General features: G+C 66.1%; 17 protein-coding genes. 8 read left to right on the top strand and 9 right to left on the bottom strand.

All coding sequences use genetic code 11. From position 1 onward, the window contains the following. Window positions 1-11: 11 nt before the first annotated feature. From AC1ROB_RS01670 to AC1ROB_RS01660, 3 genes are all read left to right on the top strand, one after another. Window positions 12-1,562 carry a ribonuclease E/G gene (locus AC1ROB_RS01670; protein WP_492972495.1) on the top strand — a complete coding sequence of 517 codons (1,551 nt, stop codon included), beginning with the start codon at window positions 12-14 and terminating at the stop codon, window positions 1,560-1,562. 6 nt (window positions 1,563-1,568) lie between these two features. Continuing rightward, window positions 1,569-1,754, top strand: coding sequence for a DNA gyrase inhibitor YacG (yacG, locus tag AC1ROB_RS01665; protein ID WP_492972496.1), 186 nt, complete (start codon window positions 1,569-1,571; stop codon window positions 1,752-1,754). Window positions 1,755-1,953: 199 nt separating this feature from the next. Continuing rightward, window positions 1,954-2,793, top strand: coding sequence for an MlaA family lipoprotein (locus AC1ROB_RS01660; RefSeq protein ID WP_492972497.1), 840 nt, complete (start codon window positions 1,954-1,956; stop codon window positions 2,791-2,793). 74 nt (window positions 2,794-2,867) lie between these two features. Here the strand turns inward: AC1ROB_RS01660 and AC1ROB_RS01655 are convergent, their stop codons facing one another. From AC1ROB_RS01655 to AC1ROB_RS01645, 3 genes are read right to left on the bottom strand one after another with little or no spacing between them, the layout of a single operon-like run. Continuing rightward, entirely contained in the window at window positions 2,868-4,958 is a 2,091-nt protein-coding gene (locus tag AC1ROB_RS01655; protein WP_492972498.1) for an ATP-binding protein, read from the bottom strand. Between the two features lie 60 nt (window positions 4,959-5,018). After that, window positions 5,019-5,549, bottom strand: a complete 531-nt coding sequence (locus AC1ROB_RS01650) for a GNAT family N-acetyltransferase (RefSeq protein ID WP_492972499.1) — start codon at window positions 5,547-5,549, stop codon at window positions 5,019-5,021. Between the two features lie 5 nt (window positions 5,550-5,554). Continuing rightward, window positions 5,555-6,499, bottom strand: coding sequence for a hydrogen peroxide-inducible genes activator (locus AC1ROB_RS01645; protein ID WP_492972501.1), 945 nt, complete (start codon window positions 6,497-6,499; stop codon window positions 5,555-5,557). A gap of 176 nt (window positions 6,500-6,675) precedes the next feature. On the opposite strand from AC1ROB_RS01645, the gene AC1ROB_RS01640 reads away from it, so the two are divergent. The 5 genes from AC1ROB_RS01640 (at window position 6,676) to sugE (ending at window position 13,702) form a co-directional block, all read left to right on the top strand. Beyond that, on the top strand, window positions 6,676-7,218 hold the full coding sequence (locus AC1ROB_RS01640) for a peroxiredoxin (protein WP_492972502.1): 543 nt from the start codon (window positions 6,676-6,678) through the stop codon (window positions 7,216-7,218). 74 nt (window positions 7,219-7,292) lie between these two features. Next, the gene (ahpD, locus tag AC1ROB_RS01635; RefSeq protein ID WP_492972503.1) at window positions 7,293-7,859 is read left to right on the top strand and encodes an alkylhydroperoxidase, AhpD family; all 567 of its coding nucleotides are present in this window, start codon (window positions 7,293-7,295) and stop codon (window positions 7,857-7,859) included. Between the two features lie 389 nt (window positions 7,860-8,248). Continuing rightward, the gene (locus AC1ROB_RS01630; protein WP_492972504.1) at window positions 8,249-10,540 is read left to right on the top strand and encodes a methyl-accepting chemotaxis protein; all 2,292 of its coding nucleotides are present in this window, start codon (window positions 8,249-8,251) and stop codon (window positions 10,538-10,540) included. A 163-nt stretch (window positions 10,541-10,703) separates the two neighbouring features. Next, window positions 10,704-13,223, top strand: a complete 2,520-nt coding sequence (locus AC1ROB_RS01625) for a methyl-accepting chemotaxis protein (RefSeq protein WP_492972505.1) — start codon at window positions 10,704-10,706, stop codon at window positions 13,221-13,223. Window positions 13,224-13,381: 158 nt separating this feature from the next. After that, window positions 13,382-13,702 carry a quaternary ammonium compound efflux SMR transporter SugE gene (gene sugE, locus AC1ROB_RS01620; protein ID WP_492972506.1) on the top strand — a complete coding sequence of 107 codons (321 nt, stop codon included), beginning with the start codon at window positions 13,382-13,384 and terminating at the stop codon, window positions 13,700-13,702. Between the two features lie 6 nt (window positions 13,703-13,708). Here the strand turns inward: sugE and AC1ROB_RS01615 are convergent, their stop codons facing one another. The 6 genes from AC1ROB_RS01615 to AC1ROB_RS01590 all read right to left on the bottom strand — a co-directional run bounded on the left by AC1ROB_RS01615 (window position 13,709) and on the right by AC1ROB_RS01590 (window position 19,121). Next, a complete protein-coding gene (locus AC1ROB_RS01615) occupies window positions 13,709-14,854 on the bottom strand; it encodes a hypothetical protein (protein WP_492972507.1) in 1,146 nt (381 codons plus the stop codon). Continuing rightward, the gene (locus AC1ROB_RS01610) at window positions 14,854-15,288 is read right to left on the bottom strand and encodes an NfeD family protein (protein ID WP_492972508.1); all 435 of its coding nucleotides are present in this window, start codon (window positions 15,286-15,288) and stop codon (window positions 14,854-14,856) included. Before AC1ROB_RS01610 ends, AC1ROB_RS01615 begins: the two co-directional genes overlap by 1 nt. An 11-nt stretch (window positions 15,289-15,299) precedes the next feature. Next, window positions 15,300-16,268: an SPFH domain-containing protein gene (locus tag AC1ROB_RS01605; RefSeq protein WP_492972509.1), complete on the bottom strand. Its 969-nt coding sequence runs from the start codon at window positions 16,266-16,268 to the stop codon at window positions 15,300-15,302. A gap of 86 nt (window positions 16,269-16,354) precedes the next feature. Further along, window positions 16,355-17,062, bottom strand: coding sequence for an ABC transporter ATP-binding protein (locus AC1ROB_RS01600; RefSeq protein ID WP_492972510.1), 708 nt, complete (start codon window positions 17,060-17,062; stop codon window positions 16,355-16,357). Further along, window positions 17,062-17,817 carry an ABC transporter ATP-binding protein gene (locus AC1ROB_RS01595; protein ID WP_492972511.1) on the bottom strand — a complete coding sequence of 252 codons (756 nt, stop codon included), beginning with the start codon at window positions 17,815-17,817 and terminating at the stop codon, window positions 17,062-17,064. Before AC1ROB_RS01595 ends, AC1ROB_RS01600 begins: the two co-directional genes overlap by 1 nt. Next, window positions 17,814-19,121, bottom strand: coding sequence for a branched-chain amino acid ABC transporter permease (locus AC1ROB_RS01590; RefSeq protein ID WP_492972512.1), 1,308 nt, complete (start codon window positions 19,119-19,121; stop codon window positions 17,814-17,816). The genes AC1ROB_RS01595 and AC1ROB_RS01590 overlap by 4 nt, the downstream gene beginning before the upstream one ends. Window positions 19,122-19,124: the final 3 nt, after the last annotated feature.

Raw genomic sequence — 19,124 nt, 5'->3', positions numbered from 1 at the left:
TAGTCGATTCGATGGCCAACGAGCTTCTGATCGATGTCGGACTGACCGAGACGCGCGTCGCGCTGGTTGAGGACGACCGCTTGGTTCACCTGGATCTGGAACGGCCCGAGCGCGACTCCGCGCTGGGCGCGATTTTTCTCGGCCGCATCCGCCGCATCGAAAAGGGCCTGCAGGCCGCCTATGTCGATATCGGCCTCAGCCGCGATGGATTCCTGGGCCGCGACGATCTGAAAGATCCCGGCGACAAGCCGATCGAACAATGCGTGCATGAAGGCGAGACCATCCTGGTGCAGGTGATCCGCGATCCGGTCGGCGAGAAGGGCGTGAAGCTCACCTGCCTGGTCGCGCTGCCCGGCCGCTTCCTGTCGCTGACGCCCTTTGATGCCGCCGTGCGTGTGACCAAGCGCATCGGCCAGGATGCCGAACGCATGCGGCTCGCCGCCGTGATGCAGAGCCTGATGGCGCTGGCCGATCAGACGCCGCTGGAAGTCACCGCCCGCCTGCGCCGCGCCGGCGACCGCCGCAGCACCGCGAAATCCGTGGCCGAAGACCGCCGCGAGGGCGACCGTCGCAAGGCCATGGGCTGCATCCTCAATGCCAATGCCGATGGCGTGTCGAAGGAAGAACTGCTGGCCGATCTGGAACGCCTGCGCGCGCGCTGGATCGCCATCGAGGAACGCGGCGCCAAGGCGGCCGAGGCGTCCAGCGTACCGGCCGAACTGTGGCGCGAGATGGGCCCGGTCGGCCGCGCGCTCCGCGATTATGTCGGCGCCCGGCTCGATGCGATCCGCGTCAATGCCGCAGCAGGATTTGCGGAAGCGCGCGCCTGGCTGTTCGAGCATGCGCCGAACTACGTCGCCCGGCTCGAACGCTTCAACGATCCCACCGCGCTGTTCGAACTGTTCGATATCGAACATGACATCGCCGCCGCGCTCAGCCGGCATGTCGATCTGCCGTCGGGCGGCGCCATCGTGTTCGGCGAGACCGAAGCGCTCACCGCCATCGATGTCGATTCCGGCCGGGCCTCGTCGCGCGGCCATGCCTTCGAGGAACAGGCGCTCAAGATCAATGTCGAGGCCGCCGCCGAGATCGCGCGCCAGCTGCGCCTGCGTGGCATCGGCGGCATCGTGGTGATCGATTTCCTGCATATGGAAAATGCCGCTTACCGTGCCCGTACGGTGAATGCGCTGCGCGAGGCGCTGCGGCGCGATCCGGCCCCCACCAAGGTGCTGGGCATGTCGGCGCTGGGCCTGGTGGAAATGACCCGCAAGCGGGTGGGCGAGCCGCTGGCCGCCCGCCTGTTCGAGAACTGCGCCACCTGCGACGGCGACGGCCGGCTGCCCTCGCTGCCCGCCGTGCTGGCCGAGTTGCTGCGCCGGACCTGGCGCGAGGCCGCCAGCAATCCGGGCGGCAAGCTGGAAATCGCCTGCGCGCCTGACGTGGCCGCCCTGTTCGATCCCGAACTGCGCACCAAGCTGGAGCGCCAGATCGGGGCGGTGGTGCATGTGAAGCCCGAATCGGGCCGCCGCCGCGAATCGTTCTCAGTCGGACGCATGGGCTGACCCGCCATGGCGGCCAAACCCTGCCCGATCTGCGGCAAGCCGGCCGTGGAAAAGACCGCCCCCTTCTGCTCGCCGCGCTGCGCCGATGTCGACCTCAACCGCTGGCTGAAGGGCGCCTATGCGATTCCGGCGGTCGAGACCGACGACCCGGATGACGACGAGGATGGCCAGGGTGGCGGGGGCCTGCATTAGCCGACTCGGGCCGCCCGCCGGGATGGCGTCTGGGCGGGCGCCCGGGCCAGTGTTGCAGAACTGCATCACTGCCGCCGGAAAATATCGCCGCCCGGCCCGGTTGCGGCGACGGCGGTCACAGGGACCGGGATTCGACTTGCCTCCGCCAGCCGGATACCTGATAAGGTAAGCCTAAGAATTATAACGAGGTCCCAGCATCATGCCTGTTGCCCCGCGCTCCTTTGGCCAGCGCACGTCTCAGTGGAAGACCCTCGCAGCCGTCGCTCTGTTGTCCACCGGCATCCTCGCCGGTTGCGCAACCCCGCCCGCCGATCCGCAAGGCCGTGCCGATTTCGACGCCGTGAACGATCCGCTTGAGCCGATCAACCGCGCGATGTTCGAATTCCACCAGGCGATCGACAACCTGGTGCTCAAGCCGGTGGCCTTCGCCTACTCGATGCTGGTGCCGCCGCCGATCCAGACCGGTCTGCGCAGCGCGCTGGTCAATCTGAAATCCCCGATCATCCTGGCCAACGACCTGCTGCAGGGTGAGACCGGCCGCGCCGGCGACACCGTGTCGCGCTTCGCCATCAATTCCACCATCGGCGTGCTGGGTGTGTACGACGCTGCCGACAAGTGGTTCGGCATCCCGCCGCATACCGAAGACTTCGGCCAGACACTGGCCGTCTGGGGCACCGGCGAAGGCCCGTATCTCTTCGTGCCGGTTCTCGGCCCGTCGAATCCGCGCGACCTGACCGGCTTCGTGGTCGACTCGGTTGCCGATCCGCTGAACTGGTATCTGCGCAACACCGATCGCGACGAGTGGATCATCGCGCGCGCTGCCGCCACCGGCATCGACGCCCGCGCCCAGCTGCTCGAGACGCTCGACAATCTGGAAAAGAGCTCGCTCGACTATTACGTCACCCTGCGCACGGTCTATCGCCAGCGCCGCCTCGACGAGATCGCCAACCGCGCGTCGAAGCAGCCCAACGTGTCGCCCACCTCGCTCACCCGCGCCGCCGATGCCGGCAGCGAGATCGAGACCAAGCCGGCCCAGTAAGCCGGGCCGCTTTCTCCGAATACCGGAACGGCGCGTCGCAAGACGCGCCGTTTTCGTTTGTGGCGTGGCAGGGATTATTTCGCCGCGTCAGCGATGATGCTGGCCGGCGGGAAATGCAGGGTGACGCGCGTGCCCTGCTGCAGCACCGACGATACGGTGACATAGCCCAGATGCAGTTCGATCAGCTTGCGGCAGATGCTTAAGCCCAGGCCGCTGCCTTCGCTGCGGCGGACGCCGGCATCGGCCTGCCAGAAGGGTTCGAAGACACGTTCCAGGTTTTCTTCGGCGATGCCGATGCCGGTATCGGCCACCGTCAGCGCAAAACTGCCATCGGGTTCCAGCTCGCCTTCCACCGCAACGGTGCCGCCGGCCGGCGTGAACTTCACGGCGTTGCCCAGCAGGTTGATCAGCATCTGCTTCACCGCGCGCGCATCCACATGCAGCGGCGGCAGGTCGGCGGGCAGGCGGTTGGCCAGCTGCAGGCCGGCCTCGCGGGCGCGGCCCCGCATCAGGCGCAGGCTGTCTTCCACCAAGTCCTGCGGATCGTGATGGCCGCGTTCCAGCACGAAGCGCCCGCTCTCGATCTTGGATACGTCGAGGATGTCGTTGATGACGCCCAGCAGATGATGCGCGCTGCCGCTGATATCCGCGGCATATTCGAAATACTTGTCCGACTGCGGTCCCAGAAGCCGGCCGGCGATCATATCGGCAAAGCCGATGATGGCATTCAGCGGCGTGCGCAGCTCGTGGCTCATATGCGCAAGGAATTCGCTCTTGGCGCGATTGGCGGTCTCCGCCACCTCGCGTTGCCGTGCGTAATTCTCGGCCAGCTTGGCGCGGGCATCCGACTCCTCGCGCAGGGCGGCTTCCAGCTGCTTGCGGTCGGTGATGTCGGTGGCAATGCTGCCCACCGCCAGCAATTTGTTGTTCTCGTCATAGATGGGGAAACGCACCAGGATATAGTCGTGCAGCACGTTGTCGCGTGTCATACTCTGGGTATCGAAGACCAGCGCCTTGCCCGCCTGCACGGTTTCGCGGATCTGCTGCTGCAGCTGCTCTGCGATTTCCGGCGGAAAGAACTCGTCGGCCGACCGGCCGATCAGTTTGACCGGATCGCGCCGGATCTGTTCGGCATAATGGCGATTGATCATCAGGTAGCGGCCCTGCGGGTCCTGCAGCGCCATGATCAGCGGCGGGTTGTCCATCATGCCGCGCAGCAGCGCTTCAGTGGCGGCGCGCCGGCGCAGCTGTCGCCAGGTCCCCCACAGGGCGGCGATCGCGCCCAGCATCAGCAGGCCGAGCAGCAGGCCATAGGCAATGCCGGTGCGCTGCCAGCCGGCATCGACAGCCGCCTGCTCCACGCGCAGCAGCACGTTGATCGGAAAGCCGCTGAGCCGCGACCAGTACAGGATGCTGCCATCGATCACGACATAGCCGCGCTCGCCCTCGATGAAGCCGGTCAGGCCGGCCAGTTCCGCAGCGGTGTCCTTCGGCCAGCCGATAATCAGGCGGCCCTGTTCATGCACCAGTGCGGCGGTCGAAATCGGCACGCCGAGATAATTCGGATCCAGCAGGTCGTCGGCCACGATATCGAGCGCGGCCACCACCACGCCGGCAAAGGCGCCGCTACGATCGGTCAGGCGCCGGCTGAGCCACAGGCTGCTCATGCTGTCGGTCCAGCCCGCGGTGATCTGCATGTCCTGGCCGGCGCGGTGGCGCTCGAAGCCCGGATGCCAGCTGAGGTCGCGCGGCATGGCGGTGTCGCCGATGGCAAAGCGGAACACGCCGTTGGCATCGTAGACATTGAGGCCGCTGAGCTGCTCCAGCGCGTCGACCGGCCGCGCCAGCGCATCAATCAGGCGGCCGTTGCGGCTGGCATTGGCCGCGTCGTCGACGATGATCTCGGCCACCACGATCTGCAGCAGCAGGTCGGCCACGTCGATCTGGCGCTGTGCCGCATCGGCCAATGTGCGGCTCAGGCCCACGGCCTGCAGGTTCAGGCGTTCGTATTCGCTGTTGCGCAGGTTGAGCAGCAGCAGCCAGGACAGGCCGGCGGTCACGCTCAGCAGCAGCAGCACGGCGATGCCCAGGGCAATGAATCCGCGGGGCAGGGCGCGCATGCGCCGGCCGGGACTCAGGGTGTTCGCATGCTTGCCGTCCGTCATTGCCGGGTCATACCTCCGGCGCCAAGTCTCTCACAATCGGGCGCTGTGCCACAAAAGTTTTTATCCGCGCGGCGCGTTCATCGGATTGGCGGGGAACCATGAGGCGGTGGCCTCTTCGCCCAGGCGGGCGAGAGCCGGCTGCGTCATGCGGTAGGGCAGCCACTCGGTCTTATGGTGAATCCCCAGACGATGGTAGAAGTCGCGCGTCGGATTCCAGTCCAGCACATTGAGGTCGAGGCGCTGGCAGCCGCGCGCATGGGCGATGGCGGCTAGCGCCGTAATCAGCTGGCGGCCCAGGCCATGGCCACGGGCGCGCTCCAGTACGAACAGGTCTTCCACGAACAGTCCGGCGCGACCTTCCCAGGTGGAGTAGTTGTGGAAGTACAGCGCGAAGCCGACCGGTTCGCCATCCAGCGCGGCGATCAGCGCCTCGAAGCGCGGCGTGGCGCCGAAGCCGTCGCGACGCACGTCGTCGGCGGTGATCTTCACGCTGCTCAGCGGCTCTTTCTCGTAAATCGCCAGAGCCTGCACCAGGGCGACGATCGTATCGGCATCGTCGGCGGTGGCCGGACGGATCAGGGTCTTCGACATCGCTCTCAGGCTTTCTTCGTGGGGGAGGGTTTGCCGGCCGGCGCATCCGGCTGGCGCAGGGCGGCGATCAGGGCTTCGCCGAACAGGGTGAATTCCGGTGCGCGCTGGGTGCCGCGCCGCCAGGCGAGGCCGATATGGCGCGCCGTCGACTCGCCATTGAGGGGACGCGCCACCACATCGGTGCCGCGCAGGATGCCGGCATCGAGCGCCAGCTGCGGCAGCAGCGTGACGCCAAGCCCGCTGTCGACCATCTGCACCAGCGTGTGCAAAGAGGTGGCGGCAAAGCCGTCTCTACGAGGAGAGGGAGGGAGTCTACAAGCCGCCAGCGCATGGTCGCGCAGGCAGTGGCCGTCTTCCAGCAGCAGCAGCGGCGCATCGGCCAGGTCGTCCAGCTTCACGCTGCTGCGTTTGGCCAGCGGATGGTCGCTGCGGCTGGCGACCAGGAAGTGATCGTCGAACAGCGTCATGGTATCCAGCGCGCCGCCTTCATAGGGCAGCGCCAGCAGCAGCAGGTCCAGCTTGCCGGCCTGCAGCTGATCCACCAGCCGCGCGGTCAGGTCCTCGCGCAGGAACAGCCGCAGATCGGGGAAGCGTTTGCGCAAGCTCGGCAGCACGCGCGGCAGCAGGAAGGGCGAGATGGTGGGGATGACGCCCAGCCTTAAGGGGCCGCTCAAGGGCGCCGCTGCGGCACGCGCCACCAGCACCATATCCTCAGCCGTGCTCAGCAATTCGCGCGCCCGGCCGGCCAGATCCTCGCCCAAGGGCGTCAGCACCACCTTGCGCTTGGTGCGGTCGACCAGAGCGGCGCCAAGCTGGGTTTCCAGCTCCTGAATCCCGGCCGAAAGCGTCGACTGGGTGACGGAACAGGCATCGGCAGCCCGGCCGAAATGGCGGGTTTCCGCCAAAGTCACCAGGTATCGCCACTGCCGCAAGGTGGGGAGATTGAGCATCGGTCCATATAATCGACTGAAACGATTATTTTCAACGGAATTATCTGTTTGAACAATTACTAGAATGTATCTAATTATCACTTCCAGCGGGAACGGACAGTACCGGCCGGTATTGTCGGACGAGACCAGCCCGCGGCCCCAGACCCGAAAACACATGTGTAAGAGAGGAAGATTTCATGCTGACCATTGGTGACAAGTTCCCCGCCTTCAACCTGAAGGCCGTTGTCTCGAACGACCCGAAGAAGGGCTTTGCCGACATCTCCAACGCGTCCGACAAGGGCAAGTGGAAAGTCGTGTTCTTCTGGCCGAAGGATTTCACCTTCGTCTGCCCGACCGAGATCGCCGCCTTCGGCAAGATCAACGGTGACTTCAACGACCGTGACACCGTCGTCTACGGCGTGTCGACCGACTCCGAGTTCGTCCATCTGGCCTGGCGTAACAACCATGCGGATCTGAAGGATCTGCCGTTCGCCATGCTCGCCGACATCAAGCGCGAGCTGAGCCAGGAACTCGGCATCCTCGACAAGAACGAGGGCGTCTGCCTGCGCGCCACCTTCATCGTCGATCCGGAAGGCATCATCCGCTTCGTGTCGGTGAACGACCTCAGCGTCGGCCGCAACCCGGCTGAAGTGCTGCGCGTTCTCGACGCCCTGCAGACCGATGAACTCTGCCCCTGCAACTGGCAGAAGGGCGAAGAGGTCCTGAAGCCGGCTGCCTAAGCCAGACAGTCTCCGCCGTGCCCCGCAAGGGCACGGCGGACGGCTCGCCACCGAATAAAAAAAGGAGTCCCCCGATGAGCCTCGAAAGCCTGAAGTCCCGCCTTCCCGATTACGCCCGCGACCTGAAGCTCAACCTGGGCTCGCTCGCCACCGAGCCGGGCCTCACCGAGCAGCAGCGCGCCGGCACCTTCATCGCCTCGGCACTGGCCTCCCGCGATGCCAGCGTGATCCAGGCGATTGTCGCCGAATTCGCGCCGAAACTTTCGCCCGAAGCGCTGGAAGCCGCCAAGGCCGCTGCCGCCATCATGGGCATGAACAATATCTATTACCGCTTCGTCCATCTGATGGGCGAGGGCAATGCCGACAACCAGTACAAGACGCTGCCGGCGAAACTGCGCATGAACGTCATCGGCAAGCCCGGCGTCGACAAGGTCGATTTCGAATTGTGGTCGCTGGCCGTCTCGGCCGTGAATGGCTGCGGCATGTGCCTCACCGCCCATGAACACGAACTGCGCAAGGGCGGTCTCTCGGCCGAACAGGTGCAGCAGGCGATCCGCATCGCCGCCGTGGTGCATGCGGTGGCCGCCACGCTGGATGGCGAAGCGGCCCTCGGCGGCGGCCTTGCGGCGGCGGCTGAGTAAGTACTCCTACGTAATTCCGCCGGGCTCCCGCCCCTCCGCCCGACGGATATCCACGGGCGCCATCGCAAGGTGGCGCCCGTTTTTATGTCATGGAACGATGACAATTCGTCAGATTCTGCTGACGTTGTGCATGCTGCACATGGCTTCCATGCATAGAGTGCAAACGCGACAAACAGTCGCGTGACGGCGCGCACAGAGTCGGAAAAACCGCTTGTGCCCTGCCGGCCGGACTGCAATACGTCCGCCGGCGCCGCGTGTCATGCGGCCGCAAACAATCACTGAAAGAACCAGTCCGCCCCCAGGGCGGCTTAAGCGCGCGGAACCTGTCTCTGCGCGTCGGCATTGTTTTCCGTTCCGGCCCTGGCGCCGGAGCAGCAAAGGGATCGGTCATGCGTATTCGCAGCAGCTTCCTGCTTTTCGTCGCCGTCATCGGCGTCATCGTGCTGGGCCTGGCCGGTTCGCTGATCCGTACAGCCTGGATGGATCACAGCAATGCCGTCGCCGCGCGCGCGCTGGTGCTCACCCAGGGCGACCTGTTGCGTCTGGTCGAACTGATCGCCATCGAGCGCAGCGCCTATAATGCCGCGCTGCGCGACGACAAGGCCGGCGATCCGAACGGCGACTTTATCGCCAAGCCGCGCAAGGCCACCGACGATGCGCTCGCCTCGGCCATTCGCAACGGCCAGACCGCCCGGCATCCGGCCGTCGACCTGGTCAAGCTGGATGCGCTGCGCAGTTCGCTGCAGGACTGGCGCCAGCGCGCCAATGCGGCCCTGCCGCGCCCGCTGGCGGAACGGCCGAAGGATCTGGTCGAAGGCTTCTTCCCGGCGCTGGTGGCGCTGGGCGCCGGCCTGACGCCGCAGCTCAACCGCATCGACAGCGTGCTCGACCTGGCCGATGACCGCGTGTCGCAGCCGATGTCCGCAGCCCGTTTTGCCGCCGACATGCGTAACGAGGCCAGCACGCGCGGCACCACCATGGTCAATGTGGTGGTCTCGGGCAAGCCGATCACCCAGGCCTCGCTGCTGCGCTATTACGAACTGACCGGTCATGTCGACCGTCTCTGGGCCGGCATCGTCACCATTGTCGGCAACCGCGATATCTCGCCGGCCTTCGCCAGCGTTGTCGCCAGGGCGAAGCAGGCCTATTACACCGACCTGCTCAAGCTCTATGACGATATCCGCAACGCCAGCGAGAAGAACGAGCCCTATCCTTTCACGGTGGCGCAGTTCCGTGACCGCCACAGTCCGCTGCTGTTCACCATGGGCGATGTGCGCGATGCCGCGGTCGCCGAGGCCCTGGGCGCCGCCGACACCGTGCTGGCCGAGCGCGTGCAGGAGCTGACCGTCTGGGGCAGCAGTGTTGCCGTGGCCGTGCTGCTGCTGGTGTTTGGTGCCATCTTCTTCTTGCGCCGCGTGGTCAGCCCGCTGGGCGCCATGACCGGGACGATGACCCGCATCGCCGAGGGCCACAGTGCCGCCATCGGATATGCCGACCGCGGTGACGAGGTGGGCGACATGGCGCGTGCCCTCGGTGTGTTTCAGCGCAATGCCGAGGAAAAGACCCGCATGGAAGCGGAAGAGCGCAGCCGCGCCGAGGCGGAAAGCACCCGCCTGGCCGAGCAGCGCGAGACAGAGGCGGCGATCAGCCGCGAGATCGCGCAGTTCTGCGCCGCCGTCGGTGCGGGCGATTTCTCCCGCCGCATCGACCTGGCCGGCAAGGACGGCGTCTTTGCTGAACTGTCGCAGCAGATGAACGGCCTGGCCGACACCATGCAGAATGTGCTGCAGGATCTGGGCCGCGTGTTGCAGGGCCTGAGCAGCGGCGACCTGACCCGCGACACCGCCGGCCGCTACAGCGGCGCCTTTGCCACCCTGGCCGATGGCGCCCGCGACACGGTCGCGCGGCTGCGCGATGTTGCCACCCGCCTGGCCGACAGCGCCGAGACCGTGCGCACCGCCTCGGCCGAAATCTCCACCGGCAGCCAGGATCTGGCCAGTCGCACGGAAAGCCAGGCCGCCAGCATCGAAGAGACGGCGGCGTCCATGCATGAGATCACCGCCACGGTGCGCCAGAATGCCGATAACGCCCAGGCCGCCAGCCAGCTGGCAGTGGTGGCGCGCGATACGGCCGAGAAGGGCGGTGCGGTGGTTGCCAGCGCGGTGACGGCCGTCAGTCAGATCGAAACCAGCGCCCGCAGGATTTCCGACATCATCGGCCTGATCGACGAGATCGCCTTCCAGACCAACCTGCTGGCGCTCAATGCCTCGGTGGAAGCCGCGCGTGCCGGCGATGCCGGCAAGGGTTTTGCCGTGGTGGCGCAGGAAGTACGCGCGCTGGCGCAGCGCTCGGCCGCCGCCTCCAAGGACATCAAGGGCCTGATCACGGAATCGAATGCGCAGGTGAAAACCGGCGCCACCCTGGTGAACCAGACCGGCAGCTCGCTCAACGAGATCGTCGCCGCCATCAAGAAGGTGTCGGATATCGTGGCCGAGATCGCCGCCGCCTCGAAGGAACAGGCCACCGGCCTCGACCAGATCAACACGGCCGTGGGCAGCATGGACGAGATGACCCAGCGCAACGGCGCCCTGGTCGAACAGACTTCGGCTTCGGCCCAGGCGCTGGCCGAGCAGGGACGGCAGCTGTCGGACCTGGTCGGCTTCTTCCGCCTGACGCATTAGCGGTTCGCTGTCTGCGGGCAGAAGACGCCGGCGGGTCCTGCCGGGAGTATTAATTTCTCGTAACTGTCTGAAAACGCAGGTAGGCCGGCCGCAGGACTTCCGCTAAATTCCCCCCTTAATACAGGGTCCGCTCCCGGCGGGCCTGATCAGGGGGGAGTGACCCATGCGTATCCGCGCCAGTTTCCTGCTGTTTGTCGGCATCATCGGCATCATCGTTCTCGGCCTTGCCTGGCAGGTGCTCAGCGACGTCTACAGCGATCGCCGCAATGCGGTCGACGCCCGCGGTCTCGCCGCCACCCAGGGCGAGCTGTTGCGCATCGTCGAACTGCTCGGCATCGAGCGCGGCGCCTATAACGCCGCCCTGCGCGATGCCAAGACGATGAATGCCAACGATGAGTTCCTGGCCAAGCCGCGCCAGGTCACCGACGATACCGTTGCCGCCGCCATCGCCAATGGCCGCGCCTCCGGCCATCCGGCCATCGACCTGCGCCGCATCGAAGCGATGAAGACCGCCTTGGCCGACTGGCGCAAGAAGGCCGATGCTGCCGTGGCCCGGCCGATGGCCGAGCGCCCCGCCGATGTGATGAACGGCTATGTGCCGGCGATGACCGAGCTGGTCAACGGCATCACGCCGATGCTGAATTCGATCAATGCCGCAATCAGCCGCGCCGATGACGATGTCTCCGGTCCGATGGAGCTGGCGCGCCTCGCCGCCGACATGCGGGCCGAGGCCAGCGTGCGCGGCACCGCGACCGTGAACGTGATCGCCTCGGGCAAGCCGATCCCGCCGGCCACCCAGATCATGCTGTCGGAACAGGGCGGCAAGGTCGACGCCATCTGGGCCCGTATCGGCATGACCATGGGCACCATCGATCCGTCGCAGAACCTGCTGGCCAAGGTGGAAGAGACCCGCAAGGCCTTCTATGTCGACCTGGCTGCGATGTACACCTCCATCCGCACCGCCAGCGAGAAGGGGGAGGCCTATCCCTTCGCCATGGCCGATTTCCGCGCCAAGCAGAATCCGCTGCTCTATACCGCGGGTTATCTGCGCGATGCCGCCATCGCCGATGGCCTGGCGGTGGCCGATCGCCTGATCGCCGAGCGCACGCGCATCCTGCTGATCGAGGCGATCGTGACCGGCGTCAGTGCGCTGCTGCTGATCGCCGGCACCGTGTTCTTCCTGCGCCGGGTGGTGTCGCCGCTGGGCGGCATGACCCTGACCATGACCCGCATCGCCGAAGGCCAGAGCGCCGAGATCGGCCATGCCGAGCGCAAGGACGAAGTCGGCGACATGGCGCGTGCGCTGGCCGTCTTTCAGCGCAATGCCGAAGAGAAGACCCGCATGGAAGCCGAGGAGCGCGGCCGCGCCGAGGCCGAACGCACCCGCATGGCCGAGCAGCGCAGTGTGGAAGAAGCGGTCAGCCGCGAGATCGCGCAGTTCTGCTCGGCGGTCGGCGCTGGCGATTTCTCGCGCCGCATCGACCTGGGCAACAAGGACGGCGTCTTCCGCGACCTGTCGCAGCAGATGAACGGCCTGGCCGACACCATGCAGGGCGTGCTGGACGATCTCGGCCGCGTGCTGCGTGGCCTGAGCCAGGGCGATCTCACCATCAGCACATCGGGCCAGTATCAGGGCGCGTTCGGCAGCCTGGCCGATGCTGCCCGCGAAACCGTCACCCGCCTGCGCGACTTCGCCGCCCGTCTGGCCGAAAGCGCCAGCACGGTGCGCGATGCCTCCAGCGAGATTTCCACCGGCAGCCAGGATCTGGCCAGCCGCACGGAAAGCCAGGCCGCTTCGATCGAGGAAACCGCCGCTTCGATGCACGAGATCACCGCCACGGTGCGCCAGAATGCCGATAACGCCCAGGCCGCCAGCCAGCTGGCGACCGTGGCGCGCGACACGGCGGAAAAGGGCGGCAGCGTGGTGGCCAATGCGGTCACCGCCGTGACGCAGATCGAGGGCAGCGCCCAGAAGATCAGCGACATCGTCGGCCTGATTGACGAGATCGCCTTCCAGACCAATCTGCTGGCGCTCAATGCCTCGGTCGAAGCCGCGCGTGCGGGTGAAGCCGGCAAGGGCTTTGCCGTGGTGGCGCAGGAAGTACGCGCGCTGGCGCAGCGGTCCGCCAATGCCAGCAAGGACATCAAGGCGCTGATCACGGAATCGAATGCCCAGGTGAAAACCGGCGCCACGCTGGTGAACCAGACCGGGGCTTCGCTGACCGAGATCGTCGGTGCCATCAAGAAGGTGTCGGATATCGTGGCCGAGATCGCCGCCGCCTCGCGCGAGCAGGCCACCGGTCTCGACCAGATCAACACGGCTGTTGGCAGCATGGACGAGATGACCCAGCGCAACGGCGCCCTGGTCGAACAGACTTCGGCCTCGGCCCAGGCACTGGCCAACCAGGGCCGCGAGATCGCCGAACTGGTCGGCTTCTTCAAGACCGGCGGCGGCAGTGCGAATACCGGCGCACCGCGGCCCGCGGCTGCAGCGCCGCCGGCCGCTGTTGTCAGGCCGGCGTCTGCACCGGCGCCGAAGCCGGTGGCAGCAGTGGCCCGTCCGGTCGCGGCAAAGCCGGTTGCCGCAAAGCCCGCGCCCGCACCGGCCCCGAAAGCCGTATCCGCGCCGAAACCCGCTCCCGCGGCAAAGCCCGCGGATGATGACGACTGGCAGGAATTCTGAGCCTCTTGCCTTTCGGACTGCCGTTTGCCATATGAGAAAAAGCCGGGACGACCCGGCTTTTTCTTTGTCCGTTGGATGGAGGCGGGGACGACCCTGCCAGCAGAGCGCCCGCATGGCGGAATGCCGGCCGCGCTTGCAGAGCGAAGGAGCAATTCGCCATGGCATGGATCATTCTGTTTCTCGCCGGCCTCACCGAAATCGGCTGGGCCATTGGCCTCAAATATACGGAAGGTTTTACCCGGCTCTGGCCCACCGTCGGCACCGTGGCCTGCATGGTGGTCAGCCTGCTGCTGCTCGGCCTCGCGCTGAAGGACCTGCCGATCGGTACGGCCTATGCGGTCTGGACCGGCATCGGCACCATCGGCACGGCGGTTCTCGGCATCGTGCTGTTCGGTGAAAGCGCCGCGGTGCTGCGGCTGGTCTGCATTGGGCTGATCGTTGCCGGCATCGTCGGGCTCAAGCTGGTCAGCACCACCTGACAGCGCTCAGCGGCGCGCGCGCGGCCCCGGATCGGTCAGCAGTACGTCGCGCAGCAGCTCCAGCCGGCGCGCCATATACACGGCGCTGACATGCTCCACCACCTGCAGGCCGGCGATCATGGTGTCGAACCGTGTCCGCGCCTGGTCGAACCGTCCGATGTCGAAGGCTTCCAGCGCCGCCAGCAGATTGGGCAGGCCCAGGCCTTTCTGCTCCACGGCGCGATAAGTCGGCAGCGGCATGAAGGCGTAGTAGACCGGGATGCATTGCCGCACCAGCCGCATGGCGCTGGGTCCCAGCAGCGGACGTTCGGGCTCCGCCTGCCGCGCGCGTTCCAGGAACAGCAGCAGGGCATCGGTGCGCACATGCACCTGTTCCCAGGTCTCGCGGTCGTTCTGCGGCTGCAGCGCGACATAATAGGCCTGGCAGAGTCCGGCAGCGCCCGCGTAGTCCATCGCTTCTGCGGTCTTCATGTTCTCCATCATCTTGGTCTGCCAGATGATGGTGTCGCGCAGCAGCGCGGCATCCTTGAGGTCGTAGGCGACCGCCAGGCGGATGCGCAGGATGTCGAGGCTGATCATCTCGACTTCGGAAAGCTCGGCGGTGATCGGGAAGACCATCTCCTTGCCGGTCGTCATCCGCGCGATCAGGGCGAGCGCCTCGTCGGGCTTGCCATCGGACCGCAGCAGTTCGGCGCGCGCGATGTTGCTGCGCTGCCGCTCGAAGGACATGTCCGGTTCCTGCAGCCCGGCATAGCGGCGGTCGAATTCCGCCAGCGCCTTGCGGCTCTCCTCTTCGAAGCCCTCGTCCACCAGGATCAGCGCCATGCTGGCCAGCATGTTGCCGAGCACAGTGGCGTGCGCGCTGCCCTGGCCCTGGCGCAGGGCGAGGTTGCAGGTATCGAGCGCGGATTTGTCGACGCTGATGGTCAGCGAGAGGATGCAGAATCTGGCGATCACGCTGGGCACCAGCTCGTCGGGAATGCCGCGCTGCAGAGCGGTCGAGTAACTGATCATGGCGAGTCGCAGATCGCCGATTTTCTCGGCGGCCTGGGCGGTCTGCAGGGCGCGGAAGCCCTCGTCATCGGCGCGCACGGCGGTGCCGCTGCCGAGCATCAGCAGAAGCAGGGCGAGGGCGACAAGACGGCCGCGCATCAGGCTTTCCGCTGCACCGTCAGCACCACGCCGTCGCTGCCGGTGATCGTCACTTCCGTGCCGGCGGGCAGATCGGGACCGCTGACCGGCCAGACGCTGTCGCCCAGCGCGATCTCGCCCCGTCCGGCATGCAGCGCCGTGGTCAGCACCGCCGTGCGGCCGATGAAGCGCGCGGCGCCGATATTCACGCCGGGCACGGCCGTGTCCTTGCGCCGGCGCAGCAGCAGGCCGCCGCCCAGCGCCAGGATCGCCAGCACGCCATAGAGGCCGAGCTGGGCCGCGAGCGACAGATCGGGCAGCGCCAGCAGGATCGCGCCGAGCACCAGCGCCGGCAGGCCGAGCCAGACCAGCACATTGCCCGAGACCAGCACTTCCAGCACCACCAGCACCAGTCCGATGACCAGCCAGTGCCAGGCGAGCAGCGCGAACGGCATGATCGGGTCCCTCAGGCCTTGGGCTCGCCCCAGGGCTTGGGCGAGGCAGGAGTGGTGGCGCGGACCTGGGCGGCTTCCTTGGCCAGTTCGGCAATGCCGGCCAGGCTGGCGACGATGCCGGTGGCTTCCATCGGCATCATGATCATCTTCTGGTTCGGGCTTTCGGCCAGCTTGGCAAAGGCCTCGATGTATTTCTGCGCCACGAAGTAATTGATCGCGGCGATGTTGCCGCCGGAAATCGCGTCGCTCACCGACTTGGTGGCTTTGGCCTCGGCTTCCGCCAGGCGTTCGCGCGCCTCGGCATCGCGCTGGGCAGCGTCGCGGCGGCCTTCGGCTTCCAGCACCGCGGCCTGCTTCTGGCCTTCGGCGCGCAGGATCGCCGCCTGCTTCTCGCCCTCGGCGGCCAGGATTTCGGCGCGCTTGCTGCGTTCCGCCGTCATCTGCTTGCCCATGGCGTCCAGCAGGTTCTGCGGCGGCTGGATGTTGCGCAGTTCGATGCGCGTGACCTTGACGCCCCAGGGCGAGGTGGCCTGATCGATCACCGACAGCAGGCGGCGGTTGATCTGGTCGCGCTGCGACAGCGCCTCGTCCAGGTCCATGGCGCCGATCACGGCGCGCACATTGGTCATCGCCAGGGTGCTGAGCGCGATGGTCAGGTTCTGCACTTCATAGGCGGCCTTCACCACATCGAGGATCTGGTAGAACACGATGCCGTCGGCCTTGACGGTGGCGTTGTCCTTGGTGATGACCTCCTGCTCGGGGATTTCGAGCACGATTTCCATCACCGAGATGCGATGCCCGATCTGTTCGATATAGGGCAGGATCAGGTTGATGCCGGGGCTGAGCGTGCGGGTGTAGCGGCCGAAGCGCTCCACCGTCCACTGCTGGCCCTGCGATACGGTTTTCACGCCGGCCAGGATGGTGACCACCACCAGGATGGCGAGGACGATCAGCACGACCGTCGCGGGTGAAATGTCCATGAATGCCTGCCTTCGCTGCAAAATCCCCGGCGCCCAGTCTTATGCACGCGGAGGCAGTGACGCAAGCGCGTTCTGCGACTTTTGGATTACACTTCCAGCCATTCCTTGCGGATGGCTGCATTGTCCATCAGCTGTTTGGCCGTGCCCTCGAACACCATATGGCCATGGCCCATGACATAGAGCCGCTGGCAGATTTTCAGGGCGATGGTCAGCTTCTGCTCGACCAGCAGGATGGAGACGCCGCGCGCGGCGATGCGCTCCAGCAGCGTGCCCACCTTTTCCACCATCATGGGCGACAGGCCTTCGGTGGGTTCGTCCACCATCACCAGGTCGGGGTCGCCCATCAGGGTGCGGCACATGGTCAGCATCTGTTGCTCGCCGCCCGACAGCACGCCGGCCGGGGTATCGGCGCGTTCGGCCAGGCGCGGGAAAATCTCGAACATGTCGTCCATGCTCCAGCGACCGGCGGTCTTGGCGCTCTTCTGGCCGAGATAGAGATTCTCGCGCACCGTCAGTGCCGGAAAGATGTCGCGGTTCTCAGGGACATAGCCCAGGCCGCGGCGCGCGATCTCGTGCGGCTTGAATCCGGCGATCTCTTCGCCCTTGAAGACGATCGAGCCCTGCGGCGGCACATCGCCCATGATCGCCTTGATGGTGGTGGAACGGCCGACGCCGTTGCGGCCCAGCAGCGAGACGATCTCGCCGGCCTTCACGTCGAAACTCACGCCATGCAGGATATGGCTCTTGCCATAGTAGGCATGCAGGTCGCGCACTTGCAGCATCACGTCGCTCATCAGTGTTCCGCCTCCAGGGCCTGGCCCAGATAGGCCTCCTGCACGGCCTTGTTGCTGCGGATATTGGCCGGTGTGTCGCTGGCGATGATCTGGCCATAGACCAGCACGGAGATGCGGTCGGCCAGGTCGAAGACCACGCCCATGTCATGTTCCACCATGATCAGCGTGCGCCCCTCGGTCACCTTGCGGATCAGCGCCACGAAATGCGCGGTCTCGGACCGGCTCATGCCCGCGGTCGGCTCGTCCAGCATCACCACGCCGGCGCCGCCAGCGATGGTGATGCCGATCTCCAGCGCGCGCTGCTCGGCGTAAGTAAGCATGCCGGCAGGGAAGTCGCGGCGGTCGATCAGGCCGATCTGCTGCAGGATGGCATCGGCGCGCTCGTTGGCATCGGTGAGCTTGCGGGCGTTGTGCCAGAAGGAATAGCGGTAGCCCAGATGCCACAGCACGGCGCAGCGCACATTCTCGAAGACGCTTAGTTTTGGGAAGATGTTTGTGACCTGGAAGCTGCGCGACAGGCCGCGGCGGTTGATCTCATAGGGCTTCAGCCCGGTGATGTCCTCGCCGTTCAGTTCGATGCGGCCCTCGCTGAGGCCGAAGCGACCGGAGATCAGGTGGAACAGCGTCGACTTGCCAGCGCCGTTCGGGCCGATGATGGCATGGCGTTCGCCTTTGCCCACCTGCAGCGACACGCCGCGGATGATCGGCGTGATTCCAAAGCTCTTGTGCAGGTCGTGGAGCGCAAGCGCGGTCATTTGCGCACCTCCCGCTGTGTCGCAGTGGGGGCATGAGCCGCATTGCCGAAGGCCTCGGCAAACTGTGGCCCCCAACGCCGGCCGAGCAGCAGGGCGGCGGCGATCAGCGCCAGCGCCAGGATCCAGGGCAGCAGGCCGTTGGAATTGTAGGCGATGCCGAACAGCTTCATCGCCGGCCCGTCGGATGCGGTTTTCACCATCTGGTGATGCGCGGTCTCGATCAGCAGCACCAGCCCGGCGATCCCCATCGCCGCCGGCACCGCCATCAGGCTGTACCAGGGCAGGATGCTGAGCAATGTGCCGCGGCGGACCAGCGGAATATGCAGGGCGATCAGCCCGGCCATGCCGCCCGGCGCGAACACCACCATGCCGACGAACAGCAGGCCGAAATACAGCATCCAGGCGCCGGTGATGTCGCTCAGGAACACCTGCAGCAGCACGACCAGGATGGCGCCCAGGATCGGACCGACGAAGCTGCCGACACCGCCGATGAAGGTCATCAGCAGCACCACGCCCGACTGTCCGCCCGAGATGTTCACCGCGTTCATCAGTTCGAAATTAATCGCTGCCAGGCCGCCGGCGATGCCGGCGAAGAAGCCGGAAATGCAGAAGGTGATGAACCGCACGGTCTGGGTCGAATAACCGATGAACTCGGCGCGCTCCGGGTTCTCGCGCACCGCGTTGCACAGGCGGCCGAGCGGCGTGCGGGTAAAGGCATACATCAGGATCATGCAGGCAAAGCACCAGGTGGCGATCAGGTAATAGACCTCGATCTGCGGGCCGAAGCGCACGCCCCACAGCGTCAGCATCTTGGTGCGGTTGGCGGTGATGCCTTCCTCGCCGCCGAAAAAGCCGCGCAGGATCAGCGACAGCGAGGCGATCAGTTCGCCCAGCCCCAGCGAGATCATGGCGAAGGCGGTGCCGGCGCGCCGCGTCGAGACGGCGCCGAAAATAAAACCGAACAAAAGCCCCATCAGGCCGCCGAACAGCGGCAGCACCGGCAACGGAATCGGCAGTTTGCCAGCGGCAATCGTGTTCATCGCATGGACGGCGAGGAAGCCGCCCAGCCCGTAATAGACCGCATGGCCGAAGCTGAGCATGCCGGTCTGGCCCAGCAGCATGTTATAGCTGAGCGAGAACACGATCATGATGCCCATCAGGCACATGGTGGTGAGCGCGGCACCCGAGGTGAAGATCTTCGGCAGCACCAGCATGATGGCGGCGGCCACCAGCCAGATGCCGTAGCGGCGGACAAGATCGAGCGCCGTGAGCGGGCGGGCGGGATGGAGCGCGGTGGTGGTCATCGC

It is taken from the genome of Ferrovibrio sp. GW821-FHT12F09, assembly GCF_058806775.1.
The sequence above is the reverse complement of the archived record's forward strand: the minus strand, read 5'-3'. Positions and strand labels throughout refer to the sequence as shown.

What these genes read in the sequence shown, in the direction of transcription:
- AC1ROB_RS01670 (WP_492972495.1), top strand. Translation starts at nt 12, where the DNA reads ATGGCCAACGAGCTTCTGATCGATGTCGGACTGACCGAGACGCGCGTC.
- yacG (WP_492972496.1), top strand. Translation starts at nt 1,569, where the DNA reads ATGGCGGCCAAACCCTGCCCGATCTGCGGCAAGCCGGCCGTGGAAAAG.
- AC1ROB_RS01660 (WP_492972497.1), top strand. Translation starts at nt 1,954, where the DNA reads ATGCCTGTTGCCCCGCGCTCCTTTGGCCAGCGCACGTCTCAGTGGAAG.
- AC1ROB_RS01655 (WP_492972498.1), bottom strand. Translation starts at nt 4,958, where the DNA reads ATGACGGACGGCAAGCATGCGAACACCCTGAGTCCCGGCCGGCGCATG.
- AC1ROB_RS01650 (WP_492972499.1), bottom strand. Translation starts at nt 5,549, where the DNA reads ATGTCGAAGACCCTGATCCGTCCGGCCACCGCCGACGATGCCGATACG.
- AC1ROB_RS01645 (WP_492972501.1), bottom strand. Translation starts at nt 6,499, where the DNA reads ATGCTCAATCTCCCCACCTTGCGGCAGTGGCGATACCTGGTGACTTTG.
- AC1ROB_RS01640 (WP_492972502.1), top strand. Translation starts at nt 6,676, where the DNA reads ATGCTGACCATTGGTGACAAGTTCCCCGCCTTCAACCTGAAGGCCGTT.
- ahpD (WP_492972503.1), top strand. Translation starts at nt 7,293, where the DNA reads ATGAGCCTCGAAAGCCTGAAGTCCCGCCTTCCCGATTACGCCCGCGAC.
- AC1ROB_RS01630 (WP_492972504.1), top strand. Translation starts at nt 8,249, where the DNA reads ATGCGTATTCGCAGCAGCTTCCTGCTTTTCGTCGCCGTCATCGGCGTC.
- AC1ROB_RS01625 (WP_492972505.1), top strand. Translation starts at nt 10,704, where the DNA reads ATGCGTATCCGCGCCAGTTTCCTGCTGTTTGTCGGCATCATCGGCATC.
- sugE (WP_492972506.1), top strand. Translation starts at nt 13,382, where the DNA reads ATGGCATGGATCATTCTGTTTCTCGCCGGCCTCACCGAAATCGGCTGG.
- AC1ROB_RS01615 (WP_492972507.1), bottom strand. Translation starts at nt 14,854, where the DNA reads ATGCGCGGCCGTCTTGTCGCCCTCGCCCTGCTTCTGCTGATGCTCGGC.
- AC1ROB_RS01610 (WP_492972508.1), bottom strand. Translation starts at nt 15,288, where the DNA reads ATGCCGTTCGCGCTGCTCGCCTGGCACTGGCTGGTCATCGGACTGGTG.
- AC1ROB_RS01605 (WP_492972509.1), bottom strand. Translation starts at nt 16,268, where the DNA reads ATGGACATTTCACCCGCGACGGTCGTGCTGATCGTCCTCGCCATCCTG.
- AC1ROB_RS01600 (WP_492972510.1), bottom strand. Translation starts at nt 17,062, where the DNA reads ATGAGCGACGTGATGCTGCAAGTGCGCGACCTGCATGCCTACTATGGC.
- AC1ROB_RS01595 (WP_492972511.1), bottom strand. Translation starts at nt 17,817, where the DNA reads ATGACCGCGCTTGCGCTCCACGACCTGCACAAGAGCTTTGGAATCACG.
- AC1ROB_RS01590 (WP_492972512.1), bottom strand. Translation starts at nt 19,121, where the DNA reads ATGACCACCACCGCGCTCCATCCCGCCCGCCCGCTCACGGCGCTCGAT.